Genomic DNA, 15,914 nt, shown 5'->3' on the forward strand with positions numbered 1-15,914 from the left:
AGCCTCGCCGCTCAATAACCGAGCGGCGGCATCGGCTCGCCTGCGGGTTCTGCGGTGCGCATTTCGTCCGTGTCGTCGGTCTGCAATTCCTGAAACGCACGCCAGGTCAGCACCAGAAGGAAACAGAAGAAAGAAAAGGAAATGACGATTGCCGTGAGGATGAGCGCCTGCGGCAGCGGATTGGCCGCACCCGGGGGCAGCGTATCCATGCCGGACGGAATGATCGGCGGCACTTCGCGCGTCAGCCTGCCCGCAGTGAACAGCAGGAGGTTCACCGCATTGCCGAGAATGGCGACGCCGAGCAGCATGCGGATGCTGTGACGCGACAGCATGAGGTAGATCGCCACCGAAAAGAAGATGCCGACGAGAATGGAGAAGACCGCTTCCATCAGTCGCTTTCCCTTTCTTCCAGCGCCAGTGCGATGGAGGTGATGGCGCCGACCACGACAAGGTAGACACCGATATCGAAGGACATGACGGTGGAGAGCGGAATTTCGACACCGAAAAGGCTCGGATAGACCCAGAGCCCGGTCATGAAGGGCACGCCGGCGGCCATTGAGACGAGGCCGGACAGCATGGACAAAAGCAGCCCCGCCCCGGCAATGGCGAGCGGATGAAACATGATGGCGCGCCGAACCGCGGTGACGCCATAGGCGATGCCGTAAATCGCCAGCGCCGAGACCGCAATCAGGCCGCCGATGAAACCGCCGCCCGGCTCATTATGGCCGCGCAGCAGCACGAAGATGGAAAACAGCACCATGAGGCTGGTGACAACGGGAGTGACGGTGCGCAGAATAAGCGTGTTCATACCCGCGCTCCTTTCTTCTTCGCGGTTCTGGCCGGTCCCTTGACGGCGGCTCCCTTTATGGCGGCGGCCGGGCGGATGCGGATCAGCGCAAGGATGGCGAGGCCCGTTATCATCACGACAGCGATTTCACCGAGCGTATCCGTGCCGCGGAAGTCGACGATGATGACATTGACCACATTGGCGCCGTGGGCGATGGCCTTGGAATAAGTATTGTAGAAGTCCGTCAGGCGGTTGTCGAAGCTCGCCTGCGTCGCACGCATCAGGAACAAAGCGAAGCCGGTCCCGCAGGCGATGGCGATGGTGCCGTCCATCAGCTTCTGGCCAAGGCCGCGATGGTCTGACGGTGACAGGCGAAGCCGCGTCATGACAAGCGTCAGAATGACCACCGAAAGCGTCTCGACCATGAATTGCGTGAAGGAGAGATCAGGCGCGCCGAACAGCAGGAAAATGACCGCCACCGCAAAGCCCTGAATGCCGAGCGCGATGATGGCGGTGAGCCGGCTCGACGCCGTCGGCACCGCGATGAGGCCCGCCACGGCAATGACGATGAAGGTGAGTTCATGGACCTGCATATCGTGCGGCCATGACGGCATGGACGGCAGCTCCCCATAAAGGAACAGCGGCACAAGCAGCACGGCGGCGATGACGGCGAAAGTGGCGGTAACGTAAAACTCCAGCCTACCCGGCTGAATGAACCGGGTGATGTGGAACGAGACTTTCACCAGCATGTCGATGAAAACGTCAAAGCCCCTGTCCGGCCCTGCCCCCAGCGCCCTGAAGGTGCGGTCGATCAGCCCACGGGCGGTGGAAAGCTGCGTATAGAGAGCGATGCCGAGCGCGATCGTCAGCAGCGACAGGCCGAGCGGCACGCCAATATGCGGGATGAGCGAGATTTCCACCGGGCGCGCTTCACCGGCGATGGCGCTCGCCATCGGCGTGGAGACATAGAAATGCGCAACGCCGGAAAAGAGCGCGATCGTCAGCCCCTTCAGCGCCAGAAGCGCCGGTCCGAGCCAGAGCAACAGCGGGCCTTCATGCGCATGTTTCGGGGTCTTCACCGTCTTGCCGAGAAAGGGTTTCAGCGCCACCGCAAAGGCGACGGCGAACATCAGCGCGTTGCCGAGGATGGCGACGCCGGTGAACAGCACGGCCCGCGGATTGCCATGCGCCAGCGCGTAATAGATCTCCTCCTTGGCGAGAAACCCGAAAAAGGGCGGCAGGCCGGCCATGGAAATCGCAGCCGCCAGCGCTGCCGCAAAGGTAATGGGCATGGCTTTTCGCAGGCCGCCGAGCTTCGTGACGTCGCGGGTGCCGGTCTCATGGTCGATGATGCCGGCGACCATGAACAGCGCGCCCTTGAACAGCGAATGCGCCACCAGATAAAGCACCGCCGCCTCGATGGCATGGGCGGAACCAAAGCCCGTCAGCATGACCAAAAGGCCGAGCGACGACACCGTGGTATAGGCGAGCATCAGCTTGAGATCGGTCTGGCGCACGGCCAGCAGCGCGCCGATAAGCATGGTCAGCCCGCCGAAGAAAGGCAGCAGGATCTGCCAGGCGGCGGTATCGCCGAGCACCGGGTTGAGCCGCATCAAGAGATAGACGCCCGCCTTCACCATGGTCGCCGAATGCAGATAGGCGGATACCGGCGTTGGCGCTTCCATGGCGTTGGGCAGCCAGAAATGGAAGGGAAACTGCGCCGATTTGGTGAAGGCCCCGCCGAGAACCAGAAGCAGCGCGGCCAGATAAAACGGGCTGTCGCGCAAGACATCGCCGCCGCGCACCAGCATCGACAATTGCGTCATGCCGCTGATGTCCCAGATGAAGATCAGCCCGGCGAGCAGCAGGAGACCGCCGCCGCCCGTCACCACCAGCGCCTGCAACGCGGCGCGGCGCGAGGCGGCGCGCTCATGATCAAAGCCGATCAGCAGGAAGGAGGTGATGGAGGTGAGCTCCCAGAAGACGAACAGCATCAGCAGGCTGTCGGAAACGACGACGCCCAGCATCGCGCCCATGAAGAGCAGCAGGAAGGACAGGAACCGGCCCTGCTGCGGATGGCCCTTCATATAACCACCCGCATAAAGCACGATCAGCAGGCCGATGCCGGTGATCAGCAACGCGAAAGTCAGCGACAGGCCGTCGATGAACCAGGAAAAGCTGAGATTGAAGCTCGGCACCCAGGCATAACCGCCTGTCACCACCCCGCCTGCCGCGATCTGCGGCAGCATCAGCGCGAAATGCGCAAAGGCGAGAGCAGGTGCAATCGCCAGAACCCATGCCGCGTTGTGGCCAAACCGCTTCACCAGGGCCGGCGCAGCGAGCGCTGCCAGAAACGGCAGAAAAAGCGATAGGAATGTCAGCGGCGTGACATCGGATGTCATTCACGTCTCCCGGGATATACCTCATCCCTGCGCGCCAATAAATGGCGTTCTTCTTTCAAATCGATTTTCCAGTTAAGGCATAGACACGCCCTTCTCAACCCAAATCGGTACTCCCGTCCCATAACGAACGCGTTATGACGCCGCTCCCCTTTCAATCGGCGGCAGCGATGACTATCTGAGACGGCAAAGAAAGGATCATTCCATGAGCGATCTGACATCCCCCAAGATCAAAAAGACCGATGCCGAATGGCGTGAGCAGCTGACGCCGGAACAATATCGCATCCTGCGCGAACACGGCACCGAGCGCGCCTTCACCGGGCCCTATTGGGATACATTCCAGAAAGGCCTCTATCGCTGCGCGGCCTGCGACGAACCGCTGTTCCTCTCCGATACGAAATTCGATGCCGGCTGCGGCTGGCCGAGCTATTTCGAGCCGGTAAAACCGGGCGCGGTGACGGAACATCGCGACGCCAGCCACGGCATGGTGCGCACGGAAATCCGTTGCGCCAATTGCGGCGGCCATCTCGGCCACGTCTTCCCGGACGGCCCGAAGCCCACCGGCCTGCGTTATTGCATCAACGGCCATTCGATGGTGTTCGAGCCGGTTTGAGGGGGGAGACCTCTCAACGACCGACAGTCGATCATGCGTGGCAAAACCGTGCCGCGTTTTTCTTCTCCCCGCCGGGGAGAAGGTGGCCCGAAGGGTCGGATGAGGGGGCAAGCTCTCCGGATATCTCTACCCTCGCCCCCTCATCCCGCTGCCGCGACCTTCTCCCCGGCGGGGAGAAGAAAAACGCGGCACTCGCCCGATCCATGGCTGGCCTTCAGCTTTCAGCCCAGCTTCAGTTCCATACACGTCAAATCCAGCCAGCGGCCGAACTTGGTGCCGACTTCCGAAAACCGGCCGACGACCCTGAAGCCGAGGCTTTCATGCAGGCGGATGGAGGCGGTGTTTTCCGCCTCGATGGCGGCGATCAGCACATGCACGTCGTTGCCGCTTGCATGATCGATCAACGCCTGCATCAGCTTTTTGCCGATGCCGTGGCCGCGCGCATCCTTATGCACATAGACCGAATGTTCCCGGGTGTGGCGATAACCGTCAAAAGCGCGCCAGTCGCCATAAGAAGCGTAGCCTGCGACCTTGCCGTCGAGGATTGCGACGATGACCGGAAAACCGCGCGATGTGCGGGCTGCGAACCATTCCTTGCGGTTTTCCAGATCGACCAGCACGTCGTTCCAGATCGCCGTCGTGTTCGCCACCGCATCATTATAAATCTCCATGACGCCCGAAAGATCGTCCACGGTCGCGTCGCGCAGTTGCACGCTCATTGTCGTTCACCCTTTTCCTGCTTGCAGCGGCGGCATTTTCATCCGCCATCGGCACGATGGATTAGGCGATGATGCGAATGGCTGTCCAGTACCCATGCGCCGTCAGGGCCATTCTTTAGGACGCCAGCGGCACAAGGCTGAAGGAGGTTACCACGGCGAAATAATGAACGGCGGCGGCGGCGACCACGAAAGCGTGCCAGATGGCGTTCTGGAAACGCAGCTTTTCCCAGACATGGAAGATGACGCCGAGCGAGTAGATCACGCCGCCGGCGACAATGAGCCAGAGCGTGACCGGGGCGAGATGCGACGACAGCGGCCCGACCACCATGACGCCGCTCCAGCCCATGGCGAGATAAAGGCCGATGGCGACCCGGTCGTACCGGCCGGGAAACAGGCATTTGAGGAGGATGCCGCACAGCGCCGCGAGCCAGATCAGCCCCAGCATGACGGCGATCAGCGGGTCGTGGATGCCGCGCATCAGGAAGGGCGTATAGGTGGCGGCTATGAGGATGAAGATCGCCGAATGATCCAGCCGGCGCAGGAACCATTTTACCCTTGAGTGCGGCCAGATATTATAGGTGAAGGACACGGAGAGGCAGGCGACAAGTCCGAGACCGTAAATCCACGCGGCGGCGATCGCGCTGAGCGTACCCCAGGCGGTCGCGTAGAAAATCAGCGCCGTGGCGCCGATAAGCGCAAACACGATGCCGACACCATGGACGATGCCATCGGCGACAATCTCGTGAAAATCATATTGGCGTCCGAACCGCCATAAATCGCTCATAGTCCAATCCCGTCTGCGTGCTTTCCTCAAAGCATGGAGACAATATTAGACAGGAACAAGACAGCGGCCGGTTAACGGCAATCAAATTGCGTTCGAGGCTGTTGCGAAAGGAGAGGTCCACTGCTTCCCTCATTCCTGTACTTGTCACAGGAATGAGGATGGAAAAGGGCGAGCGCAACGCGTCACCACGAAATTATTTCACAAAGCCGCAGCGCATTCCTGGCAAAACGGGGTATAGGGCACCGCCTTCAGCCGATCCTCCGAAATCTTCTTGCCGCATTTGACGCAGGTGCCGAAGGTGCCGCTGGCGATACGGTCGAGGGCTGCGTCGATGGCGCGCAGCTCGTCCTGACCCACCTGCCCCAGTTCGTCCAGCACCTCGTCATTGCTGCGTTCGGTGGCGCGATCCTCGTCATCGGGATTGCGAGGCTCTTCGAAATCGGCCTCGATTTTGTGCAGGCGGCGATAAAGCTCGCGCTGGCGATCACGCAGGATTTTCTCGTAAGTTTCGACATTCATGTTTTTTCCTCCAGCCGATCTTCTTGTATCGTCGCATTTCCAGACGGAAAACCCGCCCGCAACCCTGAAACGTCAGGTTTTTATCGGTCGACCAGCACCGAGCATTTGGCGTGGCGCACCACGCGGTCGGCGGTGGCGCCGATGAAATAATTGCTGAAATCCGGCGTGTGCGACGCGATGATGATAAGGTCGGCCTTGTGTTCCTCGGCGGCGGCAATGATTTCTCGCGCGGGCGCGCCGCTTCGGATTTCCTGGCTGCCCTTGAAGCCGGCCCTAGTCTTGATATCCGAGAGCCTGGTCTTGGCGTCCTTGATGGCGTTTTCGATCAGGTCAACGGGCAGGTCAATCGCCATATAGCCCGGCAGCTCCTCGACGACGTTGATGAGAACGATCTCGCCATCAGGATCCAGAAGCGCCTTGGCCTTTTCGAGAATCTTTTCGCCTTTGTCGGTGGCGCTGAGGTCTACCGGTACGATGATCTTCTTGTACATGGCTGTCTCCTTTGGCTTGATCCGCCGTTTGGCGTGTCGGACTAGGCTTATATTCCCCGTCGGCACGGCCTTCACCTTGATCGAAGTCAAAGCCGGAGCCGGGCCGGAACGGGGCATTGTCAACGAATAGTGGACGGTCAATCGTCAGGCGACGATCTTTGCTGAACGACGAAACCAGCCCATATTCGCCTTCGACAAACGCCGCAAAGCGGCGTCGGCCGATCGTTTCGGCGACCGATCCGCCCTAGGGCGCTTCGGATTCAATATGGAGATCATGATGAGTGAAATCAAACAATTCGCCCTGACACGGCCGGCCTATGTCGGCCAGGCGCATCTCGTCGTTCACGATCTGCAGCGCGTTTCGGATTTTTACCGGAAGATCATCGGTCTTTCCGTTCTTGAAAAGAACCCGAGCGGCGAAGTGCTGGGTATCGGCGGCCAGCCGCTTCTCACGCTTTCCACCTCCGGCACGGCGCAACGCGCGCCGCGCAACGCCGCAGGCCTGTTCCACACCGCCTTCCTGATGCCGAGCCGGAACGATCTGGCCCATTGGCTGGCGCATGCCGCCCATAACAATGTCCAGTTTCAGGGCGCGTCCGACCATCTGGTCAGCGAGGCGATCTATCTTGCCGACCCGGAAGGCAACGGCATCGAAGTCTATCGCGACCGTTCGCCGGACGAATGGACCTACCAGCAGGACGGCACGGTGGAGATGGCCACCCTCGGCCTCAATCTTCAGGCGCTTTACGACAGCGCGCCGAAGACGGCCTTTACCGGGGCGGCGGAGGGAACAGCCATCGGCCATATCCATCTGCAGGTGGGCAATATTCCGCAGGCGGATGAATTTTATCAGGATGTGCTGGGGCTGAAGATCATGGCACGTTATCCCGGCGCGAGCTTTTTCGGGTCGGGCGCCTATCACCACCACGTCGCCGCCAATATCTGGAACAGCCGGGGGGCGGCCGCCCGCAAGGAGAATATGACCGGTCTTTCCGGCTATTCGCTGACCTTCAACGAGCCGGCAGCGCTTGAGACGGCGATTGCCGCGCTCGACCGACTGGAAATCGCCACAGAGCGGCAAAGCGACGGCATTGTGCTGAAGGATCCGTGGGGCATCGGGCTGAAGCTTTCCGCATAAACACAACAGGGGCGGCAGAAATTTGTGCCGCCCCGGAACCGCCGGATTTGTCGGACGTTAGCCACCTTATTGGGGGATAGTGCGATGAATGAGAACGCCAAGCCGGATCTCGCCGACACTGCGGCCTTGGTGCTGGACAAGGCCGATCCACTTGCGACACCGGCTTCGGTTTCGCAGCGGGATGACGCGCGCAGCCAGCAACCGCTCGGACGAGAGGCGCTTGATGTCTTCGTTGCCTGGTCGATCATCGGCATTTTCCTGATCGTGTCCATGGCGGTCGTCCATGAATTGTCGATGATCCTGATGCCCGTTGTGATGGCGGTTGTCGTCGGCATGATCCTCGGCGTCTCGGCCGAGAAACTGGCCTCCTACGGCATCCCGGGCGCAGGCGTCGCCATCATCCTGTCCACACTCGTCGCCGCCGTCATTTTCTTCGTGGTCAATTCGCTGGTGGACCCGGTCTCCCAACTGGCATCGGAGGGTCCTGCCCTGATCGAGCGGACCATTGATCGCTTCCTGCCCTATTTCGAAAATATGAGGTGGCTGAATATTTCTGCGGCCACCTTCAGCATGGGCTCCATGTCCATGGAATCGCTGCTGTCGCGTAGCGGCGAAATCATCTCGTTGCTTGGCGCGAACGTGACGCCCGCGATCGTGCAGGGGCTGATCTTCCTTGCGGCGCTCCTGATGTTTCTCTACAGCCGCCTGCGGCTGCGCAAGGCCCTCATCATGGCCTTCCCGGCGCGCCATCAGCGGCTTAGAACCATCCGCATCATCGGCTCGGTGGAAAAAGTGCTCGGCACCTATTTCGCCACGGCGAGCCTGATCTACGCCGCGCTTGGCGTCACCATGATCGCGATCGCTTATCTCGGAGGCCTCTCCATGCCGCTACTGTGGGGTCTTTTTGCCTTTCTTTCGAGCTTCGTGCCGTTTCTCGGCATTACCCTCATGACCATATCGCTCACCGTCGCCGGCATCATCACCCATGACAACATGGTCCTCGCGCTGCTGCCGGCGGGCGCCTTCTTCACCATTCACCTGTTGATGGAGAACCTCGCCTTCCCGGCTGTCGTCGGCCGTAACATGGAAATCAATCCCTTCCTCGTTTTCGTGATGATCATCTTCTGGACGTGGATGTGGGGGGCGGCTGGCGCGATGCTCGCCCTGCCGCTATCGTTGATCGCCATGACGGTGACACGCGAACTCTTCCCCACCCGCCGTGTGGTGCCGAACCTGCCCGACTAACCTCTTCTTCGGCGCTATCAGGAGGCGAGCGGAACTTTTTGCACGCCGCGGAGCGTCTGCGCCATGCGGCGCTCATGCTCGATCAGCCATTTTTTGCGCCACAGCCCGCCGCCATAGCCAGTCAGGCTGCCATCCGCGCCCAGCACACGGTGGCACGGCACGACAATCGCGATCTGGTTCGCGCCATTGGCACGCGCGACCGCACGCACGGCGGATGACCTGTCCATGGCGGTCGCGAGCGAGGAATAGCTGACGATCTTACCCGCCGGGATTTCCCGCAGGTTGCGCCAGACATCGCGCTCGAAGGGTGTGCCATGGCCGGCAAGACGCGTTTTGAAGGCAGCCGAATGACCGGCGAAATAGGCCTTGAGTTCCGCTTCGATCTGGCCGGTCACGGCCGTCCGGCCAAGCACCATATCCGCGCCGGTGCGCGTCTTCAGCCGCTTCAACTCGGCGGCGAGCGCCGGCCGGTCGGCAAATTCGAGGAGATGCAGGGCGTGATCGTCAGCGACGGCGAGCATCGGGCCGATCGGCGTATCGATCCAGTCGCCCTTCAAGAACCCCTTGCCTTTCATCGCGACGGGCGAAGAGCCGAAGAACTGGTTGGTAGCGGCGCGGAAGCCGCTGCCGGATTCATAACCGGCATCGATCTGGGCACCTATCACCGCTTCGCCGGAAGCGAGGCTTTCCGCCGCACCGCCCACCCGCCGCAATCTGGCGATTTCCAGAAAGCTCATGCCGAAACGGCGCTTGAAGGTGCGGCGCACGGTGGAAGGATCATGGCCGAGCGCCACCACATCCTCCTCGCGCCAGCGCCGCGCCGGGTCGCTTTCCAGCGCCGTCAGCAGCGACGTCACGGTCTCGTCGGCGGAGCCATAGGACAGCATCGGCTTGCAGCGCTTGCAGGGACGGAAACCTGCCTCCAGGCATTCGGCAATGGTCTCGCGGAACCGGCAGTTTTCGATCTTCGGCTTTCGCGCCGTGCAGGTGAAGCGGCAGAAAATCTTCGTCGACGTCACACACACATAGGCCACGCCCTCATAGGCGGGGTCCTTGTTCACAAGGGCGGAATAGAGCGTTTCGGTATCGGGGCGTTTGAACAACATCATGGAGAGGATGGTAGCGCGATTTTTTTGCTTGCGCCGCCGAAAAACGGGCATGGATGTGGCTCATCTATCGCAGATCAATTCACCGGCGGTGCGAAGGAGGGATCGTCAAGCCTTGTGAAAATCACGCCGCGCGCCTTCAGCGCCAGAAGCCCCTTCACCACGCCCTCGCCCGCCTCATGGGTGGGCTGGTTGATGTGGGAAATGATGACATCGCCATCCCTTGCCGAAGCGATGTGTTTCGCCGTCGCGGCCGCACCCAGCAGCGAGCCGCCATCGCCATTGACGGAATAACCGGCCACCCGCATGCCCAGCCGGTTGATGGTGGCCATGGAGGAGTTGGTATATTTGGCCGTCGCACCGCGGAACCATTGCGGCTGGAGGCCGGTGGCGGCGACGATGGCCTGACGGCCGCCCTCCACCTCCTGCTCGACCGCCGCTTCGGAGCCGGCGGCGGCGATGCCGTAGATGGAAACCGGCTTGTCCACTGCCGGCACATGGTTCTCGCCGTGATTTTCAATCTCGAACAAATCCGGATGCGCCATGAGCACGGCCAGCGCCTCGCCATTATGCTTCAGCCAGCGGGCGGTGACGAAGATGGTCGCGGGAATGCGCTCCTTCACCAGCGTATCGAGGATGCGTCGGTCGGTCTTGCCCATGCAGGCGTCCAGCGTCATCGCCACCCGCACCTTGCCGTCATGCTGCGATGTCATTTTCAGCGACGGCTCGACAAGGCCGGTTCCCGCAAAGGCGACGGAAGAGGCGGAGAAAAACAGGATGGCGATGAAGAGGCGACGCAGCATTTTGTGTTCCGGAGTGTGAAGAGCTGGCAATCCGCCCGCAAAGCGCCCGAATTAAGGCGCGGTTTCCAGCGCAGACAGCGCCTCCAGCGCCTCTTCCACCCGCTGGCGTTCGGCGCTGGTAAGCGGCAGGATCGGCCGGGGCGGTTCGCTCACCGTCAGCGACAGCATGTTGGCGGCGGCATAAACCACGCGAATGCTGCCGAATTCCTTGAACAGCGTCCAGAGCGGCTGGAAGGCCGCATCGATCCTCTTCGCCTCTTCCGCATTGCCGGCCTGAGCCGCCCGCATCAGCTGCAGGGCTGGAACCGGCAGCAGGCCGGCGACCACGCTGTACCAGGCGTCGCCGCCGGCAAGCGTGGCGTCAGTGCAGCCCCAGTCACCGCTGTAACCGATGGCGAAATCTTGCCCCAGCTTCGGGCGCAGCCGCGCAAGCTCTCCAGCGTAATCGGAATCGGCCGGCAGCGGCATCTTAATGGCGCGGATATTGGGGATATAGGCAAGCCGCACCAGAAGCTCGTCGCTGAAGGTGAAGCGCGTGGTCGTCGGGTTGTTGTAGATGGCGAGCGGCAGCGCCGTCGCACCCGCCACGGCGGCGAAATGGTGATAGGCCTCTTCCTGCGTCAGCGGCGTGTAGGACACGGGCGCCAGCAGCACCGCATCGGCGCCGGCCGCTTCCGCATCCCTCGCCAGCGCCACGGCGTCATCGGTGCGCAAGGCGCCGACGCCGGCCATCAGTGTGCGCCTGCCCTTGAGGATGGCGGCGGCAGCCTCGATGGCGCGACGCCTCTCCTCGCGGGAGAGATACATATAGATGCCGGTGCTGCCGAGAATACCGATGGAATCGACCGCCGCCGCATCCAGCCGCTCGATCAGGGCGCAGAAGGCCTCGACATCGACCCGCCCGGCCTCATCGGCGGGCGTGATCGGAAAAGCAGAAAGCCCCTTGAATCGTCTCGCCATGTCTATGTCCCTCACTTCGATCGGAAGTCAGGGTTACAGAGCCGGCCGCACGGCCGCAACAAAGGCGGCGGTTAAAGGCTGACCTGAAATCGAAAAATTCCGTGCTCAGTCATAAAGATACAACTTCTTCCACTGCTGTTCGGGAATTTTGTCGCCCACACGGTAGTCGAAGGACTGGATGCTGAGACTGTCGCTCTTGAGCTGGCACTTATATTTCAGCTTGTACCATTCGCCGGCACTTCTAAAGGCCGCGCCCGGTGCCTTGATGGAATTCTTGCCGACTTCGGGATCGCCATAGGTATAGGCGATGACCTTGTCGGGTTTCATGCCCTTCTGCTCCGTTGCGATGCGCTCCATCGCCTCGATATCGCAGCGCTGTTCCAGCCGCTCCTCGGGGGCCAGCGCGTTCAACTGCCGCATGACGCTGGCATCGATCGCAAAAGCGGGGGTGAAGGTCTGCAAGCCAAGGAAAAAGGCAGAAAGGGCAGCGGGAAGAAGCTTTCGCATGGGGTCCTGTCAGTTTTTTCGTTTGTTCTTGTGGTGGGTGGCAGGCAGGGCAGCCTGCATCCATCATCGCTGATTTGCCGGATATTGCCAAAATGTGATCGAAAGCTGACGAAATTGTGCCCAAGCCGCATTCCGCCTGTGGAGATTTGAAACTTGATCGGCTGCAAGGCCCGCTCTACATCTTGGTGCCGCCCAAGATTTTTTACAGGAAAGCGAGTTTCCCTTGCCGATTTTCAAGAACCTGCCCGCCGCCCCGACCGCCGAAAAAAGGCCCGTTCAGGATACGCATCACGGCATTACCCGCACCGACGATTACGCCTGGTTCCGGGCCGATAACTGGCAGGCCATGTTCAAGGACACATCCATTCTCGACCCCGCCATCCGCGCCCATCTGGAAGCGGAAAACGCCTATATGGAAGCGGCGATGGGCGACACCAAGGCGCTTCAGGAAAAGCTGTTTAACGAAATGAAGGGCCGCATCAAGCAGGATGATTCCTCCGTGCCGGTCAATGACGGTCCTTATGCCTATGGCACCCTGTTCGTGACCGGCGGCGAGCAGCCGCATTATTTCCGCACCCCGCGCGGCGGCGGCGAAAAACATGTGCTGCTGAACGGCGACAAGGAAGCGGAGGGCAAGGATTATTTCCGTCTTGCCGGTCTCGACCAGTCTTCCGATCATAGCCACGGCATCTGGGGTTACGACGACAAGGGCTCGGAATATTTCACCCTGCGCATCCGCAACCTCGAAACCGGCGAGGACCTTGCCGACGTCGTCGAAAATACCGGCGGCGGCGGGGCATGGGCGCCCGACGGCAAGAGCTTCTTCTATACGCTGCAGGACGAGAACCACCGCCCCTCCAAGGTCTTCCATCACATCATCGGCGAGCCGCAATCGGCCGACCGGCTGGTCTATGAGGAAAAGGATCCCGGCTTCTTCATGGGTGTCGGCGCATCCGTGCTTGACGATTTCATCTTCATCGACATTCACGACCATGAGACCAGCGAATATCGCATTCTCTCCACGAAAGACCTGACCGCCGAGCCTCTTGTCGTGGCGGAGCGCGAAGAGGGCGTCGAATATTCGATGTGCGAAGGCGGCGATGTCTTCTTCATCCTCACCAATGACGGCGACGCCAAGGATTTCCGCATCGTGGAAGCGCCCGTCACCGCACCCGGCAAGGAAAACTGGAAAGAAGTCGTGCCCCACGAGCCGGGCCGCCTCATCCTCTCCGTCGACGCCTATGCCCGCCACCTGATCTGGCTGGAGCGCCGTGACGGCCTGCCGCGCATCGTCATCCGCGATCGCCGCACCGGCGAGGAACATTCCATCGCCTTTGCCGAGGAGGCCTATTCTCTCGGCCTGCATGGCGCGGCGGAATATGACACCGATGTCATCCGCTTCTCCTATTCCTCGATGACGACGCCGAGCCAGCTGTTCGACTACGACATGGTGACCCGCGAGCGCACGCTTTTGAAGACGCAGGAAGTGCCTTCCGGCCACAATCCGGACGATTACATCACCCGCCGTATCATGGCGCCTGCCCATGACGGCGAACTGGTGCCGGTGTCCCTGCTCTATCGCAAGGATGTGGCGCTTAACGGCTCCGCCCCCTGCCTGCTCTACGGATACGGCGCTTACGGCATCACCATTCCCGCCTCCTTCTCCACCACCACACTGTCGCTCGCCGACCGTGGTTTCATCTATGCCATCGCCCACATTCGCGGCGGCAAGGACAAGGGTTTCGAATGGTACGAAACCGGCAAGATGGAAGCCAAACAGAACACCTTCAAGGATTTCATCGCCGCTGCCGACCATCTCGTTCAGGAAGGTTTCACCTCCTATCAGGGCATCGTCGCCGAAGGCGGCTCGGCCGGCGGCATGCTGATGGGGGCGGTCGCCAATATGGCGCCGGAAAAATTCGCCGGGATCATCGCCGCCGTTCCCTTCGTGGACGTGCTGACCACCATGCTCGATGATACTTTGCCGCTGACTCCGCCGGAATGGCCGGAATGGGGCAACCCGCTGGAATCGGCGGAGGAATATGGCTGGATCGCCGCCTACAGCCCCTATGACAATGTGGGTGCCAAGCCCTACCCGCCAATTCTCGCGCTTTCCGGTCTCACCGATCCGCGCGTGACCTATTGGGAACCGACCAAATGGGTGGCGAAGCTGCGCGAAAAGACGATAGGGGAAGCGCCCATCCTGCTAAAGACCAACATGGCGGCGGGTCATGGCGGCAAGTCCGGGCGTTTCCAGCGGCTGGAGGAAATCGCCTTCGAATATGCCTTTGCGCTGAAGGTGGCCGGCAAGGACGCTGTTTGACCTCTGACCGTGGTCGGGCGGCGACAGGGTCGTCGCCCGCACCGAAACAGCATAAAAATACCTTCACAAAACCTCTTTCCGAATATTTTTTCCACAAAATCGCGACTTTATTTTCTCCTTGAATTCCGACTTGATTCCATCAGGATTTTTATTTCGCCATACTGAAATATGTAATATATTTCCGCAAAATTAGAGTATATTCCATGTATTACACCAAATAAAAAACGCTCTAAAAATCGAACGCATGGCTGCGGTGCGCCATTTTGCGTTGCAATATCACTTTTTGGCCGTATTATGCCGACCGTTGACATATTCATGCGCATTTTCGCCGTTGTTCTTGCGGCAATTCCGCAGCGTGTTCTGCGGTTATTCTTCTTGCCGTCAATTTTCGGCTTTTTCACGCGCTATGTCAGTTCGCCCTTGGCAATCCGGGCTTTGCAGTGCTCCCGCTTTGCCAACTGAAAACACTGCATCAGACTTGGGGGTCTTACACCATGAAGAAACTCCTAGCCTCGACCATTCTCGTAACGGGCTTTACCATCGCTGCCGGTGCAGCAAATTCCGCCAATGCCGCCGAAGAGTGCGGCAGCGTCACCATCGCCGAAATGAACTGGGCATCCGCCGGCGTCGCGGCTTATGTCGACAAGTTCATCATGGAAAACGGCTATGACTGCACGGTCAATGTCGTCAGCGGCGACACCATGCCGACCTTCGCTTCCATGAACGAAAAGGGCCAGCCGGACATGGCGCCCGAATTGTGGGTCAATGCCGTGCGCGAGCCGCTTAATGCCGCCGTCAAGGAAGGCCGGCTGATTGAAGCCTCGAAAATCCTCACCGATGGCGGCATCGAAGGCTGGTGGATCCCGAAATTCATCGCCGACGAACACCCCGACATCAAGACCGTCGAGGATGCTCTGAAACATCCCGAACTTTTCCCGGCACCTGAAGACGCCAGCAAGGGCGCCGTGCATAATTGCCCCTCCGGCTGGAACTGCCAGGTGACGACCACCAATCTCTACAAGGCGCGCGAAGGCGACAAGAAGGGCTTCACGCTGGTCGACACGGGTTCGGCCGCCGGCCTTGACGGCTCCATTGCCAATGCGTTTGAAAAGAAGCAGGGCTGGCTCGGCTATTATTGGTCGCCCACCGCCATTCTCGGCAAATACGAAATGGTGAAGCTGGACGATGGCGTCGAACTAGACCGCGCCCATTTCGACGAATGCACGGCAAAGGTCGACTGCGCCGACCCCAAGGTCAACGCCTATCCGGTGGCCGATGTCTATACCGTCATCACCAAGGACTTCGAAAGCAAGGCCGGCGTGACGCTGGACTACATCAAGGCCCGTAGCTGGGACAACAAGACGGTGGCCGAAATCCTCGCCTGGATGGATGAAAACCAGGGCACCAACGAGGACGGCGCGGAATATTTCCTCGAGAACCATGAGGACATCTGGACGAAGTGGGTGCCGGCCGAGGTGGTCGAGAAGATCAAGGCTTCGATGTGATTGCTGGCGGGGTTG

17 protein-coding genes are annotated in these 15,914 nt (G+C 60.5%); 5 read left to right on the top strand and 12 right to left on the bottom strand.

The annotated features are described in order from the left end of the window. Nucleotides 1-11: 11 nt before the first annotated feature. The 3 genes from AGR1_RS09030 to AGR1_RS09040 are packed head-to-tail and all read right to left on the bottom strand — an operon-like array spanning nucleotide 12 to nucleotide 3,189. Nucleotides 12-389 carry a Na+/H+ antiporter subunit C gene (locus AGR1_RS09030; RefSeq protein WP_080791125.1) on the bottom strand — a complete coding sequence of 126 codons (378 nt, stop codon included), beginning with the start codon at nucleotides 387-389 and terminating at the stop codon, nucleotides 12-14. After that, entirely contained in the window at nucleotides 389-808 is a 420-nt protein-coding gene (locus tag AGR1_RS09035; RefSeq protein WP_080791126.1) for a Na(+)/H(+) antiporter subunit B, read from the bottom strand. Before AGR1_RS09035 ends, AGR1_RS09030 begins: the two co-directional genes overlap by 1 nt. Next, nucleotides 805-3,189, bottom strand: coding sequence for a putative monovalent cation/H+ antiporter subunit A (locus AGR1_RS09040; protein WP_149146724.1), 2,385 nt, complete (start codon nucleotides 3,187-3,189; stop codon nucleotides 805-807). Before AGR1_RS09040 ends, AGR1_RS09035 begins: the two co-directional genes overlap by 4 nt. Nucleotides 3,190-3,391: 202 nt before the next feature. Here AGR1_RS09040 and msrB point away from each other — a divergent pair, with 202 nt between their 5' ends. Further along, a complete protein-coding gene (gene msrB / locus AGR1_RS09045) occupies nucleotides 3,392-3,799 on the top strand; it encodes a peptide-methionine (R)-S-oxide reductase MsrB (protein WP_077982708.1) in 408 nt (135 codons plus the stop codon). 221 nt (nucleotides 3,800-4,020) lie between these two features. Here the strand turns inward: msrB and AGR1_RS09050 are convergent, their stop codons facing one another. The 4 genes from AGR1_RS09050 to AGR1_RS09065 all read right to left on the bottom strand — a co-directional run bounded on the left by AGR1_RS09050 (nucleotide 4,021) and on the right by AGR1_RS09065 (nucleotide 6,312). Next, on the bottom strand, nucleotides 4,021-4,518 hold the full coding sequence (locus AGR1_RS09050; RefSeq protein ID WP_080791128.1) for a GNAT family N-acetyltransferase: 498 nt from the start codon (nucleotides 4,516-4,518) through the stop codon (nucleotides 4,021-4,023). Nucleotides 4,519-4,633: 115 nt separating this feature from the next. Next, nucleotides 4,634-5,302 (bottom strand): hemolysin III family protein, encoded by a 669-nt coding sequence (locus AGR1_RS09055; RefSeq protein ID WP_003522286.1) that lies wholly within the window; start codon nucleotides 5,300-5,302, stop codon nucleotides 4,634-4,636. A 198-nt stretch (nucleotides 5,303-5,500) separates the two neighbouring features. Further along, complete coding sequence (locus AGR1_RS09060) at nucleotides 5,501-5,821, bottom strand: TraR/DksA C4-type zinc finger protein (protein ID WP_077982711.1); 321 nt, start codon at nucleotides 5,819-5,821, stop codon at nucleotides 5,501-5,503. Between the two features lie 80 nt (nucleotides 5,822-5,901). Further along, nucleotides 5,902-6,312, bottom strand: a complete 411-nt coding sequence (locus AGR1_RS09065) for a universal stress protein (RefSeq protein ID WP_077982712.1) — start codon at nucleotides 6,310-6,312, stop codon at nucleotides 5,902-5,904. 277 nt (nucleotides 6,313-6,589) lie between these two features. Between AGR1_RS09065 and AGR1_RS09075 the strand changes: the two genes are divergently transcribed. Further along, a complete protein-coding gene (locus AGR1_RS09075) occupies nucleotides 6,590-7,450 on the top strand; it encodes a VOC family protein (protein ID WP_080791129.1) in 861 nt (286 codons plus the stop codon). Between the two features lie 84 nt (nucleotides 7,451-7,534). Then, nucleotides 7,535-8,695, top strand: a complete 1,161-nt coding sequence (locus AGR1_RS09080) for an AI-2E family transporter (protein WP_149146725.1) — start codon at nucleotides 7,535-7,537, stop codon at nucleotides 8,693-8,695. 17 nt (nucleotides 8,696-8,712) lie between these two features. On the opposite strand, the gene AGR1_RS09085 is transcribed toward AGR1_RS09080, so the two are convergent. From AGR1_RS09085 to AGR1_RS09100, 4 genes are all read right to left on the bottom strand, one after another. Beyond that, a complete protein-coding gene (locus AGR1_RS09085) occupies nucleotides 8,713-9,804 on the bottom strand; it encodes a trifunctional transcriptional activator/DNA repair protein Ada/methylated-DNA--[protein]-cysteine S-methyltransferase (protein WP_187772176.1) in 1,092 nt (363 codons plus the stop codon). Between the two features lie 74 nt (nucleotides 9,805-9,878). Further along, the gene (locus AGR1_RS09090; RefSeq protein ID WP_149146727.1) at nucleotides 9,879-10,604 is read right to left on the bottom strand and encodes a polysaccharide deacetylase family protein; all 726 of its coding nucleotides are present in this window, start codon (nucleotides 10,602-10,604) and stop codon (nucleotides 9,879-9,881) included. Between the two features lie 51 nt (nucleotides 10,605-10,655). Further along, nucleotides 10,656-11,564, bottom strand: coding sequence for a dihydrodipicolinate synthase family protein (locus AGR1_RS09095; RefSeq protein ID WP_149146728.1), 909 nt, complete (start codon nucleotides 11,562-11,564; stop codon nucleotides 10,656-10,658). 105 nt (nucleotides 11,565-11,669) lie between these two features. Beyond that, a complete protein-coding gene (locus tag AGR1_RS09100) occupies nucleotides 11,670-12,071 on the bottom strand; it encodes a DUF930 domain-containing protein (protein ID WP_080791134.1) in 402 nt (133 codons plus the stop codon). A 223-nt stretch (nucleotides 12,072-12,294) separates the two neighbouring features. Here AGR1_RS09100 and AGR1_RS09105 point away from each other — a divergent pair, with 223 nt between their 5' ends. After that, entirely contained in the window at nucleotides 12,295-14,394 is a 2,100-nt protein-coding gene (locus AGR1_RS09105) for a S9 family peptidase (RefSeq protein WP_149146729.1), read from the top strand. A gap of 107 nt (nucleotides 14,395-14,501) precedes the next feature. Here the strand turns inward: AGR1_RS09105 and AGR1_RS29560 are convergent, their stop codons facing one another. Further along, nucleotides 14,502-14,795: a hypothetical protein gene (locus AGR1_RS29560; protein ID WP_187772093.1), complete on the bottom strand. Its 294-nt coding sequence runs from the start codon at nucleotides 14,793-14,795 to the stop codon at nucleotides 14,502-14,504. Nucleotides 14,796-14,888: 93 nt separating this feature from the next. Here AGR1_RS29560 and AGR1_RS09110 point away from each other — a divergent pair, with 93 nt between their 5' ends. Continuing rightward, the gene (locus tag AGR1_RS09110; protein WP_149146730.1) at nucleotides 14,889-15,899 is read left to right on the top strand and encodes an ABC transporter substrate-binding protein; all 1,011 of its coding nucleotides are present in this window, start codon (nucleotides 14,889-14,891) and stop codon (nucleotides 15,897-15,899) included. The last annotated feature ends 15 nt before the right edge of the window (nucleotides 15,900-15,914 follow it).

Origin of the sequence: Agrobacterium sp. B1(2019) (genome assembly GCF_008274755.1) — a bacterium.
GTDB classification, from domain to species: Bacteria; Pseudomonadota; Alphaproteobacteria; order Rhizobiales; family Rhizobiaceae; genus Agrobacterium; species Agrobacterium salinitolerans.